This window comes from Streptomyces marianii (genome assembly GCF_005795905.1).
Taxonomy (GTDB): Bacteria; Actinomycetota; Actinomycetes; order Streptomycetales; family Streptomycetaceae; genus Streptomyces; species Streptomyces marianii.
In genome coordinates this window covers 1,460,855-1,480,056 of record NZ_VAWE01000001.1, presented here as the reverse complement: position 1 = coordinate 1,480,056, position 19,202 = coordinate 1,460,855, and the positions used below count along the sequence as shown (strand labels likewise).

General features: G+C 72.2%; 9 protein-coding genes. 7 read left to right on the top strand and 2 right to left on the bottom strand.

Features of this window, described 5'->3' with window-relative positions; all coding sequences use genetic code 11:
* Window positions 1-67: 67 nt before the first annotated feature.
* Together FEF34_RS06595 and FEF34_RS06590 are read right to left on the bottom strand one after the other, a co-directional pair.
* Window positions 68-736 (bottom strand): response regulator, encoded by a 669-nt coding sequence (locus tag FEF34_RS06595; RefSeq protein WP_138052286.1) that lies wholly within the window; start codon window positions 734-736, stop codon window positions 68-70.
* Entirely contained in the window at window positions 724-2,001 is a 1,278-nt protein-coding gene (locus tag FEF34_RS06590; RefSeq protein ID WP_138052285.1) for a sensor histidine kinase, read from the bottom strand. The genes FEF34_RS06595 and FEF34_RS06590 overlap by 13 nt, the downstream gene beginning before the upstream one ends.
* Before the next feature lie 151 nt (window positions 2,002-2,152).
* Between FEF34_RS06590 and FEF34_RS06585 the strand changes: the two genes are divergently transcribed.
* The 7 genes from FEF34_RS06585 to FEF34_RS06555 all read left to right on the top strand — a co-directional run bounded on the left by FEF34_RS06585 (window position 2,153) and on the right by FEF34_RS06555 (window position 19,197).
* Complete coding sequence (locus tag FEF34_RS06585; protein ID WP_138052284.1) at window positions 2,153-2,899, top strand: ABC transporter ATP-binding protein; 747 nt, start codon at window positions 2,153-2,155, stop codon at window positions 2,897-2,899.
* Window positions 2,899-4,896, top strand: coding sequence for an FtsX-like permease family protein (locus FEF34_RS06580; RefSeq protein WP_138052283.1), 1,998 nt, complete (start codon window positions 2,899-2,901; stop codon window positions 4,894-4,896). The genes FEF34_RS06585 and FEF34_RS06580 overlap by 1 nt, the downstream gene beginning before the upstream one ends.
* A 154-nt stretch (window positions 4,897-5,050) precedes the next feature.
* A complete protein-coding gene (locus FEF34_RS06575) occupies window positions 5,051-5,713 on the top strand; it encodes a response regulator transcription factor (RefSeq protein ID WP_138052282.1) in 663 nt (220 codons plus the stop codon).
* A gap of 30 nt (window positions 5,714-5,743) precedes the next feature.
* Window positions 5,744-7,126, top strand: a complete 1,383-nt coding sequence (locus FEF34_RS06570; RefSeq protein ID WP_138052281.1) for a sensor histidine kinase — start codon at window positions 5,744-5,746, stop codon at window positions 7,124-7,126.
* A 130-nt stretch (window positions 7,127-7,256) separates the two neighbouring features.
* Window positions 7,257-8,594, top strand: coding sequence for a serine hydrolase domain-containing protein (locus tag FEF34_RS06565; protein ID WP_138052280.1), 1,338 nt, complete (start codon window positions 7,257-7,259; stop codon window positions 8,592-8,594).
* 150 nt (window positions 8,595-8,744) lie between these two features.
* The gene (locus FEF34_RS06560; protein ID WP_138052279.1) at window positions 8,745-18,953 is read left to right on the top strand and encodes a non-ribosomal peptide synthetase; all 10,209 of its coding nucleotides are present in this window, start codon (window positions 8,745-8,747) and stop codon (window positions 18,951-18,953) included.
* A gap of 37 nt (window positions 18,954-18,990) precedes the next feature.
* Window positions 18,991-19,197, top strand: a complete 207-nt coding sequence (locus FEF34_RS06555) for an MbtH family protein (protein ID WP_138052278.1) — start codon at window positions 18,991-18,993, stop codon at window positions 19,195-19,197.
* Window positions 19,198-19,202 lie beyond the last annotated feature (5 nt).

The following is a 19,202-nucleotide window of genomic DNA, read 5'->3' as shown; positions in this document are numbered from 1 at the left end:
GTACGGCGGCCGACGGTACGGGCGAGGAGCGCCGGCGGCCGGCGGCTCCGCGAAGCCGCCCGCGGTGTCAGGACGGTGGGGTCTCGCGGCGGAGGTGGGCCAGGACCGCGAGGACACGGCGGTTGCCCTCGGCCGGGTCGAGCTCCAGCTTCATGAAGATGTTGCTCGAGTGCTTCACCACCGATGCCTCCGTGATGGTCAGCCGTTGCGCGACGGCCTGGTTGTTGAGCCCCTCCGCCATCAGGGCGAGCACCTCCCGCTCCCGGGGCGTGAGCCGCTGCAGCGGCTCGTCCGCCGTCCGCTGCTGGAGCAGTACCCGGACCACCTCCGGGTCGATGACGGTCTGCCCGCAGGCGACCCGGTCCAGCGCGTCGAGGAAGTCCGCGACCTCGCCGACCCGGTCCTTCAACAGGTACCCGAGCCCTCCCTCGGCCGACGAACCGCCGCTGAGGAGCTGGGTCGCGTACGCCGTGGCGACGTACTGCGACAGCACCAGCACCGGCAGGCCCGGGTACCGGCCGCGCAGTTCCAGCGCCGCCTTCAGTCCCTCGTCGCGGAAGCCGGGCGGCATCCGGACGTCGGTGATGACCACGTCCGGCCGGTCGGCGTCCACGGCGCGCGCCAACTCCTCGGCATCGCCGACGGCGGCGGTCACTTCGTGGCCCGTGCGGGACAGCAGCTCCACCAGACCGGCGCGCAACAGGACGGCGTCCTCGGCGAGCACTACGCGGAGCACGGCACCTCCACGCGCAGCTGTGTCGGTCCGCCGACGGGACTGGTCACGATGAGCCTGCCTTTCAGAATGGCCACGCGGTCCGCCAATCCTTGCAGACCGGCACCGGCGGCAGGATCGGCTCCGCCGTGCCCGTTGTCGGTGATGAGCAGGACGAGCTTGTCGTCCGTGAGCCCGCCGACGACGGCCACCTCGTCGGCGCCGCTGTGCTTGGAGGCGTTCGTCAGCGCCTCGGTGACGGTGAAGTACGCCGTCGCCTCGACCGCCGACGGCAGCCGGTCCGGGAGATCGATGTCGACGGTCACCGGGATCGGGTTGCGCAGGGCGAGTTCGGCGACCGCCGCGGGCAGCCCGTGGTCGGTGAGGACCTGGGGGTGGATGCCGCGCACCAGGGAGCGCAGTTGACCCAGCGCCTGGCGGGCCTCGGTGCGGGCCCGGGCGATCAGCGGGGCGGCCGTTGAGTCCTGGCCGCGCAGCTCGAGTTCGGCCAGACCCAGCGTCATGGTGAGCGCCACCAGCTGCTGTTGGGCGCCGTCGTGCAGATCGCGCTCGATTCGGCGCCGCTCCGCCTCGAAGGCGTCGACCAACCGGGCCCGGGACCGGGTGAGTTCGATGACCCGGCTGCTGAGGTCCTCGTCACGGGCCGACAGCAGGAACTGCGCGATCCGCACCTGCGCACCCGCCAGCAGCCCGCCCGCGTACGCCGAGACCAGCAGCCCGAACAGCCCCGTGGCGCTGCCCGGCAGGGCCGCGACCGGGTCGGAGATCGGCTGCCCGGGCACCAGCATCACCGTGTCGGGAGCGATCGCCCACACGATGACGGGCGTCGCGGCCAGGATCACCGACAGCCCCAGCAGGGCGATGAAGCCGATTCCCGTGGCCGTGAAGACGACCCCCAGGATCAGCGTGTACGCCAGTTCCCGCCAGGTCGCCCGCTCCCGCAGCCGGGTGCGCAGCCACGGCAGGGCACCCGTCCCGGGCAGGGAGCCGTGCGGGTCGAGGAGGTGGTCCGGTTCGACGAGCCGTAGCCGGCGGCGCTCCAGGGCGGCGACCGGAACACCGAACACGGCACTCGCCATGAGGATGACGAGGCCGATGCCCACCACCGAAAGGCCGACGCCGACGAGGAGCAGGGCGGCGAAGAGCAACAGCACCACGAAGCCCAGGACGGTGCCGCTCAGCAGGAACGCCCAGGAGCGCAGCGGCCAGGCGGACAGCGCGAAGCGCAACGGGCGTCGCCGCATGGCCTCCCAGACGGCGACGGTCATGGTGCGTGTCCCTCCGGAAGGCCGTGGCGCTGGCTGGTCCACCAGGAACTCTAACCGTTCGGCGGGCCCGGACGATGGTAGGGAAAACCCTCCCTTCAGGACTCCTCACAGGCCCACTGACGAGGACGGCCCGTTCTGGTGGACTGGGAACATGTCACTGCTCACCGACATTCGGCTCCCCGCCGTCCAACTGGCCGCCGTCTCCAAGAGCTACCCGTGCGCCGCGGGCCCCGTCCCCGTGCTCCGCGAGGTCAGCCTGGGTTTTCCGCAGCGGGCGCTGACCGCGGTGATGGGCCCCTCCGGCTCCGGCAAGACCACCCTGCTGAACTGCGCTGCCGGACTGGACAAACCCGACAGCGGCAAGGTGATCCTGGGCGACACCGACCTCGCGGCGTGTGACGAGCGGGAGCTGACCACGGTGCGCCGCAGCCGCATCGGGTTCGTCTTCCAGCAGTTCAACCTGCTGCCGATGCTGACCGCGTACGAGAACGTGGCACTGCCACTGCGTCTGCGGGGCGGGCGGGTCAAGCGGGACCGGGTCATGGAGGCGCTGCGCCGGGTGGGGCTGGAGCACGAGGCGAACCGGCGGCCCGCGCAACTCTCCGGCGGCCAGCAGCAGCGGGTCGCGATCGCGCGGACCTTGGTGGCCGAGCCGGCGATCGTCTTCGCCGACGAGCCGACCGGTTCCCTGGACCGGCGCAGCGGCCGGCAGATCATGGACCTGCTGCGCGACACGGTCGACCGGGTGGGCCGCACGGTGGTGATGGTCACCCACGACCCGGCCGCCGCCGCGTGCGCGGACCGCGTGGTGTTCCTGTCGGACGGCAAGGTCGTCGGGCGGCTCGACCACCCGACGGCCGACGCGGTCGCCCACCAGCTGAGTCTGTGGGAGGGGTGATGTGGCGCCTCTCGGTGCGGTCGGTGCGCCATTACTGGGCCCTGTTCGCCGGTACGTTCGTGGCGCTGTCGCTCGGTGTGGCGCTGATCGGGGTGTCCGCTTCGGCGCTCGCCGCCACCTGGGCGGTGCCCGTGTCCCCGGGCGCCGCGAACCGGAACCTGTCGGTGACCCTCACCGACGGCACGGGCGCGGAACGCACCCTCTCCAGCGGTGACCTGGACATGGGCGGCGTGCAGAGCGTGCTGGCGATGGCCGGGGTGGTGTCGGCGTTCGTCACGGTCTTCGTGATCGCCGGGACCTTCGCCTTCGGTATCGCGCTGCGCCGCCGCGACATGGGGCTGCTGCGTCTGGTCGGCGCGGGCGGGCCGCAGGTGCGTCGGATGGTGCTGGGCGAGTCGCTGGCGGTGGCGGTGCCCGCCGCACTGGCCGGCTGCGTCGTCGCGGCGGCGGCGGCTCCGGTCGCTCTGGAGTCGCTGAACGGGACCGGTCTGTCGCCGGTCGATTTGCGACCGGGACCGCTGCTGTGGCCGCTGGTGTTCGCCGCGGGCAGTGGCCTGGTCATCGCCGTGTCGGGCATGCTGGCCGCCTCGAAGCGGGCGGCCCGGGTGCGGCCCACGGAGGCGCTGCGCGAGGCGGACCTGGACGCGCGGACGATCACCGCGGGGCGTGCCGTGATGGGGGTGCTGACATGCGTCGCCGGAGCGGTGATGGTGGCGCTCGCACCCGGCGCCGGTACGGAGGCGGCCACTCCGCTGGCGCTGTTCGGCACGATGGCGCTGGCCGTTGCGGCCACCCTGTTCGGGCCGCTGTACCTGCCGCCGCTGCTGCGGCTGATGACGCTGCCGCTGCGCTGGGCGGACCCGGTGGCCGGGCGGCTCGCCGCGGAGTCGGTGAGCACTTCGCGACGGCGCACGGCGTCCCTGGTCGGGCCGGTGCTGGCCATCCTCGCGATTGTCGGTGTCTTCACCACGGTGCTCTCCACCACGGGTGCGGCGACCGAGGCGGACGACCGGGCGCGTACCGCCGGGCAGTTGGTCGTCGAGCCTGCCGCGGGCGCCACGTTGAGTCGGGAGGCCGTCGCGGAGTTGCGGGCCGACCCGCGGGTGGCGGCGGTCTCGGCGACCGCCCCGGTGGAGGTCGCGGTCGCGGGACCGCACTCGGCGTGGAAGGAGCAGGCCGCGGTCGTCGACCCGGTGGCGCTGGCCCGTACGCACCGGATCACCGTGGTGGACGGGACCCTCGGCCCGCTCGGGCCCGGAGCGGTGGCGGTTTCCCGGGAGTTCGCCGACTGGTACGGGCACCGCGCGGGCTCCACGCTCACGTACGGCCTGTTCGGCGGCGACCCGGTCAAGGCACGGGTGACCGCGGTGCTGGACGGCGGGTCCGCCGTGCCCCCGTTGCTGCTGCCCTCCGGCACCCGGGCCGCCTCCCCCGCCCCGGAGCCGGAGCACGCGGCCGTGCTGCTCGACGAGAAGTCCGCGGGCTCGGTCCCTGCGGTGGCCGCGGAGCTGACCGAACGGCTGGGTGCGGACCGGGTGCGGATCACCCCGACCGCGGACTGGTTCGGGCGGGCGGCGACCGACCAGGACCGGCTCAACCGGCTGGTACTGGCCGTGCTGGCCGTGCCCGCGTCGCTGTACGCACTGATCGCGGTGGCGAGCACCCTGGTCATGTCGTACAGCCGACGCGGCCGGGAGATCGCGGGCATGCGGATGATCGGGGTCAGCGCGGGACAGGTGCGCCGGATGGCGCTGTGGGAGACGTTGTCCACCACGCTGCTGGGGGTGCTGATGGCGGCCGCGGTGGTGACGGTCGGCGCCCGTGCCTACCGGGGAGCGCTGACCGTGTTCGGTGGCGAGACACCGCTGAGCGTGCCCTGGGGAATGCTCGGAATGCTCACTGCGGCGTGTGTGCTCGTGGGTGTTGTGGTGAGCCTCTCGGCGACCGGACGTTTGCTCCGGCAAGTGAGCGTGGCGACGGTGACGTCGCGCCAGTAGCGACCCTTCTCACCCCGGACACATGACGGTCGGCGTAGCGTCAGCCATCCCGCCGCGCCTATGCTGATGGCCCCCACACCGCTCAACTTTCCCTTCACCATTCTGCGGCTTGTCCGGCAGTTGGTTGGCACGATCCTAGCGAGCAGGAGTCTCCATGCGCGTCGCGATCGCCGAGGATTCCGCGCTCTTGCGAGCGGGAATGGCGAGGCTGCTGGCGGACGAAGGAATCGAGGTCGTCGCTTCGCTGGGTGACACCACCGACGTGGTTCAAGTGGTGCTCAGCGCCCGGCCGCACGTGGTGATTATGGATGTCCGTATGCCGCCCACTCACACGGACGAGGGCATTCGTGCCGCTCTTGAGGTCCAGAAACTCGGCACCGACACGGCAGTCCTGCTCCTCTCCCAGTACGTGGAGCCCACGTACGCGCAGGAGCTGGTTCGGGACGCTCCGGCCGGGGCGGGCTATCTGCTCAAGCAGCGCGTGGGCGACTTCGAGGAGTTCCTCTCCGCCCTGCACCGGGTCCGGCGCGGGGAAACCGTCCTCGACTCCGACATCTTCAAGCAGTTCGTCGGCAGTCCGCGTGAGAAACGCGCCACCGAGTTGCTGACCCCGCGCGAACGCCAGGTGCTGGAGCTCATGGCGACCGGATTGACGAACAGCGGTATCGTCAACCGCCTCGGTATATCCGAACGGGCCGTGGAGAAACATGTAACCTCGATACTCGGAAAGTTGAGGATTCCGAACTCGGGGGAGAACCATCGGCGGGTGCTGGCGGTACTGGATTATCTGCGGGGAATGGAAAGGCTCCAGGGCTGAGCCGAGTGACGCACGGTGGTCTGTAGTCCCGTGACATTTCCGACTCCTTACCGCGTGGCGGCCGGTCTCATCTACCTCTCCGTCGGCAGCCTGGTGGGCCTGTTGCTGGCCCCGCTGCTCGTGGTCTCGCTGGCGCTGCGCGCCGCTTCGTGGCTCCTGCTCGTCGGCCTGCCGATGACGGTGGTGCTCGGCGTACGCGCCGTGGCAGCCGTGGTGCAGTGGGCGCCGGGAACGAGGGGGCGGCCGCTGCCCCGGCCGGACAACCCGCTGCGCGAGGTGTTGCGGCAGCTGCCCGCCCGGATGGCGTTCCTGCGTGACGGCCTGTCGTTCAGCCTGCCTCTGCTGCGGGCCGTCGCCGATCTCGAGCGGCTGCTCGCCCACTCCGTCGTCGGCGATCCGGGGCCGGGGGACGCTCCGCACCGTACCGCCGTGCAGGAACGCGAACGCGAGCACCGCTCCGCGGAGGCGAGCTGGGACGACATCGGGTACCTCGGTCTGCTGCTGCTCGGCACGGTGTGGCTGCTGCCGCTGGCCGCCCTCGCCTTCCCCGTGGTCGCGTTCGTCGTCTCCCTGCCCATCGGGCCGCCCGAGCAACTGGCCTTCGGCCCCGGCAACACGCTGGTGGTGGCCGGACCGGTCACGCGCGTGTTGGTCGCCGTCGCTTCCGTAGTGCTCTTCTCGGCGTTGCTGGGGCTGTTGTTCTGGATGGGCAAGCTGCGGGCCCGGATGGTGCGCCGCATTCTGAGCCGTATCGACGAGGCGGAATCGCAGCGAAGGGAAGAGGCGGCGGAACGCCAGCGCATCGCGGCGTTGCGGGTGAATGACGCCGACTACCGCCGCCTCGAAAGGGATCTGCACGACGGGGCGCAGGCCCGGCTGGCAGTGCTGCTCATGCATCTTTCGCGTGCAAGACACCGCCGCAGCGATGACGTGGAGTATCTGAGCACGCTCATCGAGGAAACCCACGAGGAAATCGGTAAGGCGCTCGACGAGATACGCGATCTGGTGCGGGGAATCCAGCCGCCCATTCTGAGCGACCGTGGTCTGGACGCGGCCGTGACGGCGTTGACGGAGCGCTTCCACGTGCCCGTGGCGGTGACCAGCGGTCTCGACCGGCGCCCGGACGTGAGCGTGGAGTCGACCGCGTACTACATCGTCGCCGAGTGTCTGGCCAACACCGTCAAGCACGCCTCCGCGACCCGCATTCACATCACCCTGGAAGAACACGACAACCACCTGGTCGTCTCGGTGACGGACGACGGCACCGGTGGGGCCTCCCCGGCGGCCGGCACGGGGCTGCGCGGGCTGGAGGACCGGGCCGCCGCGCTCGGTGGGCGGTTGGACGTCAGTAGCCCGCCCGGTGGACCGACGAAGGTGAGCGCCACCTTGCCCTGGTCGGCGCATACGGTCTGACCTGCGTTTTTTCCTTATGTCGAAAGCTCTTGCCGTTCGGTGAACAGCTGATCGAGAATGCGTGGTACGGCTACCCACACCCCCCATGGTGCGGCTGGCCGTACCAGCGGAGTTCGATGAGAGGGGAGACGTGGAAGCGCACCTTGCGGCGGACCGACTATGCGAGCTCGCGCACGAGCACTCGGTTCCCGGCGCACAGTTGACGGTCCGTCATGCGGGGGGAAGCCTGTCCCTGGCCACCGGTGTGACACGTGCCGGCACGGCCGACCCGGTGACCACGGGGACGGCTTTCGCATTCGGCTCGGTGACCAAGGCGTTCACGGCCACCCTGGTGGCTCAGTTAGTCTCCGACGGAGACCTCGAATGGGACGACCCGGTCGGTGAGTACCTGGCGGAGTGGGACGGCGCGGTGGACGAGGCGATTTCCTCCGTCACGCTGCGGAACCTGCTCAGCCACACCGCCGGACTGGTCGCCGATCATGAACTGGACGATGTCGAAGAGGCCTCTCTCGCCCGTTACACGGCGAGTGTCGCGACCACCCGCAGCCTGCACGAACCGGGCCACTGCTTCTCGTACTCGAATTCCGGTTACAACATTCTGGGCCGGGTCATCGAGGCCGTCACAGACATGAAGTGGCAGGCCGTCATGGAGAATGTGCTTCTCCGGCCACTCGGCATCGACCCGGTGTTCGTGAACGGCTCCCCGACCGGGCAGCGCCCCCTGGCCGACGGCCACGCGGTCCAGCCGGGACGGCAGCGCACTGCCCGCCCCGTCGGCCTCTTCCTCCCGCTGAGCTGGGCGCCGGCGAGCGGACTCGCCGGCAGCGCCGACGACCTGGTCGCCCTCGCCGGGCTGCACCTGGGCACGCACCCCGAATCCGGCACCCTGCTGCCCGAGGAGCAGCGGGCCGAGATGGGAGCGCGGGTGTCCGCCGCCGACGCCTTCGGCATGGCCGACGGCTGGGGACTGGGCCTGGCGCACTACGCCTCGGCTGACGGGCACTGGTACGGCCACGACGGCACCGTCGACGGCGGTACCGCCCACCTGAGGTTCCACCCGGACAGTGGCACCGCAGTCGCCCTGACCACCAACGCCACCACCGGAACCCAGATGTGGGCGGAGCTCGTCGACTCGCTGCACGAACTGGGCGTGCCCGTCGGCGACCACCGCGCCGGTATCCCCACGGCACCGTCCCTGACGTCAGGCCTCGACCGTTTCACCGGTGACTACCGCAACGGCGACACCTCCTTCGTCGTCCGCGCCCACCGGGGCGGCGGCCTGCTGCTGACGGACAGCACCGGGCTCGCCGCCGACGTGACCCTCCACGACGACCTGGTCTTCACCGCCCGGCGGACCGACACCCGGGCCGGCTCCTACACCGGCCGGTTCGTCACGGACCCCGCCACCGGCGACGTCACCCTCATGCAGCTGGGCGGCCGTTCCGCCCGGCGGGCGACGACCGCGTAACCGCACCCACCCGCCACGCCCCGGTCATCACGCCCCGGCCGGCCCGGACGGCGGGCCCCTTCGCCTCACCTTTCCGACATTCCCCACCGGCTTCCGGGCCCCTGCCCTGGCACCCCACGCCCTGAAGCCGAATTCCCTGGAGGTACAAACGTGGCTCGCGCCGACGTGCCGGTGAACCGGGCACTCCCCGCCCAGACCGAGTTCTGGCGGAGCCGACTGGACGGCGTTCCGCCCCTGGAGCTGCCGGCCGACCGGCCACGTCCGGTCGTCCGGTCGACCGGCATCGCCACCCACGACTGCGAGCTCCCCGCCCCCGCCGCCGCGGCGCTGACGGAGCTGGCGCACGGTCACGACACCACCCCCACCGCGGTCCTCGCGGCCGCCGTCACGGCCCTGCTCGCCCGCTACTCCGGGCAGGAGGACATCGCCCTCGGCACCGTCTCCCCGGGCACCGGGCACACCGTCGTCCTGCGTACCGACGTCGACGTCACGGCGCCCTTCGCCACCCTGCTGCGCCACACGGCTCGCGGCCTGAGCGACGCCCTCGCCCACGACGGCGTCCCCTTCGCCGAACTCGTCGACGCCCTCGCCCCCCAGCGCGACACCAGCATCACCCCCTACGTCCAGGCCATGGTCGCCGTTCTCGACGAACTTCCGTCCGGACGACAGGACTTCGATCCGCTGGACCTGTCCGTGGAGATCGCCGCCGCCGGGTCGCGTATACGCGTCCGCCACAGCACCGCCCTCTTCGACGAGACGACCGCCGCCCGCCTCGCCGGACACCTCGCCGTACTGCTCACCGGCGCTGCGGCCGACCCGTCCCTGCCGCTCCCCGCTCTGCCCCTGCTCACCGACGGCGAGTTCGAGCAGGTCGTACGCGCCTGGAACGACACCGCGCGCGAGGTCCCCACCGGTACGTTCCCCGAGCTGTACGCCGCCCAGGTCGCCGCCCGCCCCGAAGCGACCGCAGTCATCGACGAACACGGCCCCGTCACCTACCGCGAACTGGACGAGCGGGCAAACCGGATCGCCCACCACCTGATCGAACGGGGCGCCGGCCGTGATCGGTTGGTCGGCCTCTGCGTCGAGCGCGGCGCCGCCATGGCCGCCGGCCTGCTCGGCATCATGAAGGCCGGCGCGGCCTACCTGCCGCTCGACCCCGCCTACCCGGCCGACCGGCTCGCGTACATGCTCCAGGACTCCGGCGCCCACATCGTCGTCACCCAGCGCGAACTGCGCGACCGGCTGCCGGAAGCCGGCGCCGTGCTGGTGGACCTCACCGACGACCGGACCGCGCTGGACGCCCACCCGGCCACCGCCCCCGAGGTGACGCTCGAGCCCGGGGACCTCGCCTACGCCATCTACACCTCCGGCTCCACCGGCCGCCCCAAGGGCGTGCTCGTCTCCCACACCGGCATCGGCAACCTGGCCGCCGTCCAGGCCGACGCGTTCGACGTCACCCCCGACAGCCGCGTCCTCCAGTTCGCCTCGGCCAGTTTCGACGCGGCGTTCTGGGAGGTGTGCATGGGCCTGTTGACCGGCGCCGCCCTGGTCATGGGCTCCAAGGAGACCCTCGCACCCGGCGAGCCCCTCGCCGCCTACGCCGCCGAACACGGTGTCACCCATGCCACCCTCACCCCGGCGACCGTGGCCGTCCTCCCCGAGGGCCGCGGCCTGCCGGACGGTGCCACGCTCGTCGTCGCCGGCGAGGCCAGCACCGCCGACCTGGTCGCCCGCTGGTCCCGCGGCCGCCGGATGATCAACGCCTACGGCCCGACCGAGACCACCGTCTGCGCCACCATGAGCGGCCCGCTCAGCGGTGCGACCGTCCCACCGATCGGCACCCCCATCGCCAACTTCCGGGTGTATGTCCTCGACGACGCCCTGCGCCCGGTCCCCGTCGGTGTACGCGGGGAGCTGTACATCGCCGGCGCAGGTCTGGCCCGCGGCTACCACGGACGGCCCGGCCTCACCGCCGAGCGCTTCGTCGCCAACCCCTACGGCGCCCCCGGCGAGCGCATGTACCGCTCCGGCGACGTGGCCCGCTGGAACGCCGACGGCACCATGGAGTACCTGGGGCGCGCCGACGACCAGGTCAAGGTCCGCGGTTTCCGCATCGAACTCGGCGAGATCGAGAGCGCCCTCGCGCTCCACCCCGCCATCGCACAGGCCGTGGTCGTCACCCACAACACCAACCTGCTGGCCTACGTCTCACCCTCCGGCGAGCGCCGCCCCACCCCCGACGACCTGCGCGCCCACCTCGCCGACGGTCTGCCCGAGCACATGATCCCCTCGACGATCGTCGTGCTCGACACCCTGCCGCTCACCCCGAACGGAAAGGTGGACCGCAAGGCCCTGCCCGACCCCGCCACCGTCCAGGAGAGCGGCGGCACCGACCGCGCCGCCCCCCGCAACCCCGTCGAGGAGACCCTCGCCGGCGTCTGGTCCGAGGTCCTCGGCATCGACGGCATCGGCGTCCACGACGACTTCTTCGCCCTCGGCGGCAACTCCATCCTCTCCGTCCGAGCCGTCTCCCGGATGCGCGCGGCGCTGGGCGTCAGGCTGCCGCCCCGCGTCCTCTTCGACACCCGGACCATCGCCGAACTCGCCGCGTTCGTCGCACCCGAGGAGTCCGTCGAGGACTCCTCCATCCCCTCCGTCCCCCGCGACGGCGCCCTGCCCATGTCGTACGGCCAGCAGCGCCTCTGGTTCCTGGAGGACTTCGACCCAGGCAGCGCCGAGTACCACACCGCCACGGGCATGCGGCTCACCGGCGCCCTCGACGCCGACGCGTTGCGCGCCGCCGTCCACGACCTGACCGCCCGCCACGAGTCGCTGCGCACGACCTTCGGCGTCGTCGGCGGCCGCGGCGTCCAGGTGGTCCACCCGCGGCTCGCTCCCGAGTGGCGCACCGAGAACCTCACAGGCGTCGCACCCGCGCTGCGCGAAGACCGGCTGCGGGATCTCGTACGCGCCGAGACGACCCGCCCGTACGACCTGACGACCGGCCCCCTGGTCCGCGTCCTGCTCGTCCGCCTCACCGACGACGAGCACGTGTGCGTCCTGGGGATGCATCACATCGTCACCGACGGCTGGTCCATGGGCATCGTCACCCGCGAGCTGGGCGAGCTGTACGCCGCGCACACCGAGGGCCGCGAGTCCCGCCTCGGCGACACCCCCGTGCAGTATCCCGACTTCGCCGCCTGGCAACGCGGCCGTCTCGAAGGCGGCGGCCTCCTCGACCGGCACCTGGACTGGTGGCGCGAGCGCCTCGACGGCATCGCGCCGCTGGAACTGCCCACGGACCGGCCCCGCCCTGCCATACGCTCCTCCGCCGGCGCCACGTACACCTTCCCCGTCCCCGCTGCCACCACCACAGCCCTCAGAGACCTCGCGCAACGGCAGGGCGCCACCCTCTTCATGGCACTGACCGCGGCGGTGAAGGCGGTCCTGGCCCGCTGGTCGGGCCAGGCGGACGTCGCCGTCGGCACCGCCTCCTCCGGTCGCAACCACGGTGACCTGGAGAACCTCGTCGGCTTCCTGGTCAACACGGTCGTGCTGCGCTCCCACGTCGATCCCGACATGTCGTACGGGGACCTGCTGGCGCAGCTCAAGGAGACCGTCCTGGAGGCCTTCGCCCACGAGGACGTGCCCTTCGAACGACTGGTCGACGCAGTCGGCGCCGCCCGCGACACCAGTCGCACCCCCCTCGTCCAGGCCATGGTCGTCCTGCAGAACGCGCCGAGCGACCGCGTCGGCCTGCCCGGCGTCCGCGCCGCCGGCTACCCGGTGCACCGCGAGGCCGCGCCGTTCGACCTGACCGTCGAGTTCTTCGAGACCGACGACGGGCTCACCGCCCAGGTGGGCTACAGCACCGCCCTGTTCGACGAGGCCACCGTCGCCCGCTTCGCGGGGCACCTGTCCACCGTGCTGTCCGCCGCCGCGGCCGAGCCCGACCGCGCACTCGCCACCCTGCCGATGCTGACGGAGGGCGAGTACGAGCAGGTCGTACGCGAGTGGAACGGTGCTCGCACCGACGTTCCCACCGGGACGTTCCCGCAGCTGGTCGAGGCGAGCGCGCGCCGCCGTCCCGACGCGCCCGCCGTGGAGGACACGGACACCGTCCTCAGCTACCGCGAACTGGACGAGCGGGCCAACCGGCTCGCCCACCACCTCCGGTCCCTCGGCGCCGGACCCGGCACGTTCGTCGGCCTGTTCGCCGAGCGCGGCGTGGAGGCGATCGTCGGCCTGCTCGGCATCATGAAGGCCGGTGCCGCCTACCTGCCCCTGGACCCCGGCTACCCGGCGGACCGGCTGGCCTTCATGCTCCGGGACTCCGGCGCCCGGATCGTCGTCACCCGCACCGAGCTCGTACGGCGCCTGCCGGACACCGGCGCGGACGTCGTGGACCTCGCCCGGGACGCCGGGAAGCTCGCCGCGCTCCCCACCGCCGCACCCGAGCCGGCCCCGCGTGCCGATGACCTCGCGTACGTCATCTACACCTCGGGCTCCACCGGCACCCCCAAGGGCGTCCTCGTCCCGCACCGCGGGATCGGCAACCTCGCCGCCGCCGAGATCGCGCGGCTGGAGGTCACGGAGGACAGCCGAGTCCTGCAGTTCGCCTCCTCCTCGTTCGACGGCGCCGTCATGGAAGTCCTGATGGCCCTGCCGGCGGGCGCCACGCTCGTCCTGCCGCCGCACGGGCCGCTCGTCGGCGAGGCGCTCCACACCTTCCTGCGCGAACGCCGCATCACCCACACCCTGCTGGCTCCCTCCGCCGTGGCCACCCTGACGCCCGAGGGCCTCGACGGACTGCGCACCCTGGTCGTGGGCGGCGAGGCCAGCACAGGCGACCTGGTGGCCCGCTGGTCGGCCGGCCGGCGGATGATCAACGCCTACGGGCCCACCGAGTCCACCGTCGTCGCCACCATGAGCGCGCCGCTCACCGGCGGGGCGGTGCCCCCCATCGGCACCCCGCTGCCCAACACCAGCATCCGGCTGCTCGACGCGGCGCTCCAGCCCGTGCCCGTCGGCGTGCCGGGCGAGCTGTACATCGCCGGCCCGCACCTGGCCCGCGGCTACCACGGGCGGCCCGGCCTGACTGCCGAGCGCTTCACGGCCGACCCGTACGGCGCGCCGGGCGAGCGCATGTACCGCTCGGGTGACGTGGCCCGCTGGCGGGCCGACGGCAGCCTCGAGTACCTGGGGCGCGCCGACGACCAGGTCAAGGTCCGCGGCTTCCGCATCGAGCTCGGCGAGATCGAGACCGCCCTGGGCCGCCACCCGGACGTGCGGGACGCGGTGGTGGCCGTCCACCGCGACGAGGCCGGCCGGGCGCGCCTGGTCGGCTACCTGGTGACCGACCACGACCTCACCACCGGTGAGCTCCGCTCCCACCTCGCCGGCACGCTGCCGGACTACATGGTGCCCGCGTTGTTCGTGTCGCTGGAGGGGCTGCCGCTCACTCCGAGCGGCAAGGTGGACCGGCGGGCCCTGCCCGAGCCCGAGGTCCGGGCGGGTGGGCCCGGTTCGGATTACACCGCGCCGCGCGACGGGACGGAGGAGATCCTCGCCGCCGTCTGGGCGGACGTCCTCGGGGTGGAGAAGGTCGGTGTCCACGACAACTTCTTCGACCTGGGCGGGGACTCGATCCTGTCCATCCAGGTCGTCTCCCGTGCCCGCCGGGCCGGACTCCACCTCACCTCGAAACTGCTGTTCCTCCACCAGAGCATCGCCGCCCTCGCGGGAGTCGTGGACACTGCCGAGCGGCCCTCCGCCGCCGCACCGGCCGATGCCGCGGGCGAGGTCGCCCTCACCCCCATCCAGGACTGGTTCTTCACCGAACACACCGTCAACCCCCACCACTACGGCATGTCGGTACAGGTCGAACTGGCCCCGGAGACCGACACCGCGCTGCTGGAGAGGGCGCTCGACGCGGTGGTCACCCACCACGACGCCCTGCGTATGCGCTACACGCGCCAGGGCACCGAGTGGATCCAGGAGTACGGCGGCGGCGCCCCCGCGCAGCCGCTGACCGTGCGAGACCTCTCCGCCCTCGCGGACGAGGAGCGGGACGCCGCCCTGCACGATGCCGCCCTCGCGGCGCAGCGCTCGCTCGACCTGATGAGCGGAGTTCTGGCCAAGGGGGTGTTCTTCCGCCTCGGCCCGTCCCGGCTGCCCCGTCTGTTCCTGACGGTGCACCACCTGGTGATGGACGGGGTGTCCTGGCGCGTCGTCCTGGAGGACCTGGCCACCGCGTACGCACAACTGGCAGAGGGGCGGACCGTCGACCTCGGCGTCAAGTCGAGCAGCTGTCAGCAGTGGGCGCGGCGCCTGGCCGCACACGTCCGCTCCGGCGCCCTCGACGACGAGATCCCCCACTGGCAGGAGACGTCCGGCGCCGTCCGTCCGCTGCCCCGCGACGGCCACGACATCAGAGCCAACACCTTCGGGGACGCGGCCAGCGCCTCCGTACGCCTCAGCCGCGCCGAGACCGAGGCCCTGCTGCAGCGCGTACCCGCCGCATATCGCACCCACATCAACGACGTCCTGCTGACCGCCCTCGGCCGCGTTCTGCGCGACTGGACGGGCGCCCCCGTCACCATCGCCCTCGAAGGCCACGGCCGCGAGGAACTCTTCGACGACATCGACCTGTCCCGCACCGTCGGCTGGTTCACCACCATCCACCCCGTCACCCTGGACGTCCCCGACGGCGACTGGGGGCAGGCTCTGAAGTCCCTGAAGGAGCAGCTGCGGGCCGTCCCGGGCCGCGGCATCGGCCACGGAGCCCTGCGCCACCTGTCGGAGCCGGGCAGTCCCGCGCACACCGCCCTCGCCACCGCTCCGCCCCCCGAGATCAGCTTCAACTACCTTGGCCAGTGGGACGGCATCACCAGCGACAGCGGTCTGGTGCGCGCCCGCCTTGCGCCGCTCGGCACCGACCAGGCCCCCGAGCAGCCCCGCCCGCACCTCATCGACATCGTTGCCGACGTCGGCGACGGTGAACTGCGCATCGACTGGATCCACGCCCCCGGCGTCCACCGCACCGACACCGTCCAGCAGCTCGCCGACGCGTTCCTCGCCGCCCTGCGCGGCGTGGTGGAGCACTGCCTGCGCCCCGAGAGCGGCGGCGTGACACCGTCCGACTTCCCGCTGGCCCGGCTCGACCAGGCAGCCGTGGACCGGATCGCCGGAACCGGACGCGACATCGAGGACATCCACCCGCTCACGCCCATGCAGAGCGGCATGCTCTTCCACACCCTGTCGGACTCGGGCACCTACTCCGAGCAGATGACCTTCGAGCTCGACGGCGTCACCGACCCCGCCCTCCTCGCCCGTGCCTGGCAGCGGGTCGCCGACCACGTCGGCGTGCTGCGTGCCGCCCTGGAGTGGCAGGACGTCGAGCGTCCGCTGATGGTGGTCCGGCGCCGGGCCGACATGCCCGTCACCCACCTCGACTGGCGTGACGTGCCTGCCGGTGAGCGGGACGAGGCGGTACGCCGCTTCCTCGCCGAGGACCGCGCACGGCCCGTCGACCTGACCAGCGCTCCGCTGATGCGGCTCACCCTCATCCGGCTGACGGACACCTCCGTCCGGCTGGTGTGCGCCTTCCACCATGTCCTCCTCGACGGCTGGTCCGCCTTCGACGTTCTGGCCCAGACCCACACCGCGTACGCGGACCTCGCCGCCGGCCGGGAACCCGCGTTGCCCGCCCGCAGGCCCTTCCGGGCCTACGTGGACTGGCTGGAGCGGCAGGACCTGGACGAGGCCGAGGCGTACTGGCGCGAGACCCTCGACGGGTTCGACGCGCCGACGCCGCTGCCCACGGTCCGGCACGGCGCGTCCGGCCACCGCACCGGCACCACCGGGCGGATCGTGCGGCGCCTTGCGCCGGAGGCATCCCGCGAACTGTTCGATTTCGCCCGCAGGCACCGGCTCACCGTCAACACCGTGCTTCAGGGCGCCTGGGCGCTGCTGCTGGCCCGGCACGCGGGGGAGCGGGACGTGGTCTTCGGCGCCACCGTCTCGGGCCGCCCGGCCGATCTCCCGGGCGCCGACTCGATGATCGGCATGCTCATCAACACCCTCCCGGTCCGGGTCCGCGTCGACGACACGGCCCCGGTGACCGCATGGCTGGCGGAGATCCAGCGCGCCCAGGTCGAGGCACGCCACTACGAGTACGTACCGCTGCCGCGCATCCAGGCGTGCAGTGCCGTCAAGCGCGGCGACGACCTCTTCCGCAGCCTGGTCGTCTTCGAGAACTACCCGATGGACGACGAGGCCGCCGCCGCCCACGGGTTGCGTGTCCGCGGCCTCGCCGGCACCGAGGCCACCAACTACCCCCTCAACCTGGTCGCCTACGCGGGCGACGAGTTGGCCTACACCCTCGCGTACGACGCGGAGCTGTACGACGAGGTGGCCGCCGCCCGGCTCTGCGGCCACCTGGAGACCCTGCTCACCTCCCTCCCCGCCGACGGAGACCTGAGGGTGTCCGCAGTGCCGATGCTCAGCGGGGCCGAGGCCGAGCTGACCGTGCGCACCTGGAACGACACCGCTCACGAGCTGCCCGAGGCGTCCCTTCCGGAGCTGTTCGCGGCCCGGGCCGCCGAGCAACCCGACGACGTCGCCCTCACCTACGCGGGAGAGGACCTGACGTACCGGGAGCTGGACGAGCGGGCCAACCGGCTGGCCCACCACCTCACTTCCCTCGGCACCGGCCCGGAAGACCTCGTGGGCATATGCCTGGAGCGCGGAGCGCACGCGGTCGTCGCGCTGCTCGCCGTCCTCAAGGCGGGGGCCGCGTACGTTCCGCTGGACCCGGATCACCCGGCCGAACGGCTGGCGTACATGATGGGCAACGCCGGGGTGAAGCTGCTGGTCACCGAGGCGAAGCTGCGCGACGGTCTGCCCTCGTGCGAGGTCCGGATCGTCGACCTGGACCGGGACGCGACGGCGATCTCCGCCAGGCCCGCAGACACGGCGCCGGCGTCCCCGGCGCCGGACCAGCTCGCCTACGTCCTCTACACCTCCGGTTCGACCGGCCACCCCAAGGGCGTGCTCACTCCGCACCGGGCCGTCGTCCGGCTGGTCCACGGGACGGTGTACACCGACATCGGCAGGGGGGACACGATGGCGCAGTTCGCCTCACTGTCCTTCGACGCGTCGACGTTCGAACTGTGGGCTGCACTGTTGCGCGGAGCGCGGCTGGCCGTGCACCCGCCGCAGCTGCCCACGACGGCCGAGCTGGGCCGGTTCCTCAAGGAGCACGGTGTCACCCATCTCTGGCTCACCGCAGGCCTGTTCCACCAGATCGTCGACGACGACATCGATGTCCTGCGGGACCTGCGCCAGCTCGTCGCGGGCGGCGATCGGCTCTCGCCGGAGCACTGTGCCCGAGTCCTGGACGCCCTCCCCGCCCTGCGGCTCACCAACGGGTACGGCCCCACCGAGGCCACCACGTTCACCACGACGCACGATCTGCGCGGCGCCCTGGGCACCGGCTCCGTGCCGCTGGGCTCCCCGCTCGCCAACACCCGTGTGTACGTCCTGACCGAGGCGCTCGAACCAGCCCCCGTCGGCGTATCGGGCGAGCTGTACATCGCCGGCGAGGGGTTGGCCCGCGGCTATCTCGGCCGGGCCGGGATGACGGCGGAACGCTTCGTCGCCGACCCGTTGGGCGCCCCCGGTGCGCGGATGTACCGCTCCGGGGACCTGGTGGCCTGGCGGCCGGACGGCACGCTGGATTTCCTCGGCCGCACGGACGGCCAGGTCAAGATCCGCGGCTTCCGCGTCGAGACGGGCGAGATCGAGGCGGCGCTCGTGGCCCACCGGGCCGTCGGCGACGCAGCCGTCGTCCCCCACACCGACCCCGGGTCGGGTCGCACAGTCCTGGTCGGCCACCTGGTCCCGGCCGGCTCCACACTGTTGCCCGGAGCTGCGGAGCTGCGCGCCCACCTGGCGGCATCGCTGCCTGAGCACATGCTCCCGGCGGCGTTCACCACCCTGGACGCACTGCCCCTGACCGCCAACGGAAAGGTCGACCGGAAGGCGCTGCCCGCCCCGGAGCAGCGGCTCGCCACCGGCACACGGTACGAGGCCCCGGCGACGTCCACCGAGCAGTTGATCGCCGAGGCATGGCAGGAGCTGCTGGGTGTCGAACGGGTCGGCGTCCACGACAACTTCTTCGAGCTCGGCGGCGATTCACTGCTCGCCCTGCGCACGGCGTCGCGGATCAACGACCTCTTCGGGACCGACTTGACCCCCAGGGCGCTCTTCGACCAGCCGACGGTCGCCGAGACCGCCGAGGGTGTCGAGGAGCTGATCCTTGCCGAGCTGGAAGCGGCTGCCCGAACCCCCTGACCCACCTCGCTCCCCCCTTCCTTCAGAAAGGTCCATCGTGTCCAACCCCTTTGAGAAGACCGACCGTTCCTACGACGTCCTCGTCAACGAGGAGGGCCAGCACTCGCTGTGGCCCACCGGCACCGCCGTCCCGGACGGCTGGACGGCCGTCCTCACCGACCGGGCCCGCGAGGAGTGCCTCGCGTACGTCGAGGCCAACTGGACCGACATGCGCCCTCGGAGCCTGCGCGCCACCGCCGACTGACGCCA

Excerpts from the sequence above, each read along its gene's own strand:
- FEF34_RS06590 (WP_138052285.1), bottom strand. The coding sequence starts at position 2,001 with ATGACCGTCGCCGTCTGGGAGGCCATGCGGCGACGCCCGTTGCGCTTC.
- FEF34_RS06585 (WP_138052284.1), top strand. The coding sequence starts at position 2,153 with ATGTCACTGCTCACCGACATTCGGCTCCCCGCCGTCCAACTGGCCGCC.
- FEF34_RS06580 (WP_138052283.1), top strand. The coding sequence starts at position 2,899 with ATGTGGCGCCTCTCGGTGCGGTCGGTGCGCCATTACTGGGCCCTGTTC.
- FEF34_RS06575 (WP_138052282.1), top strand. The coding sequence starts at position 5,051 with ATGCGCGTCGCGATCGCCGAGGATTCCGCGCTCTTGCGAGCGGGAATG.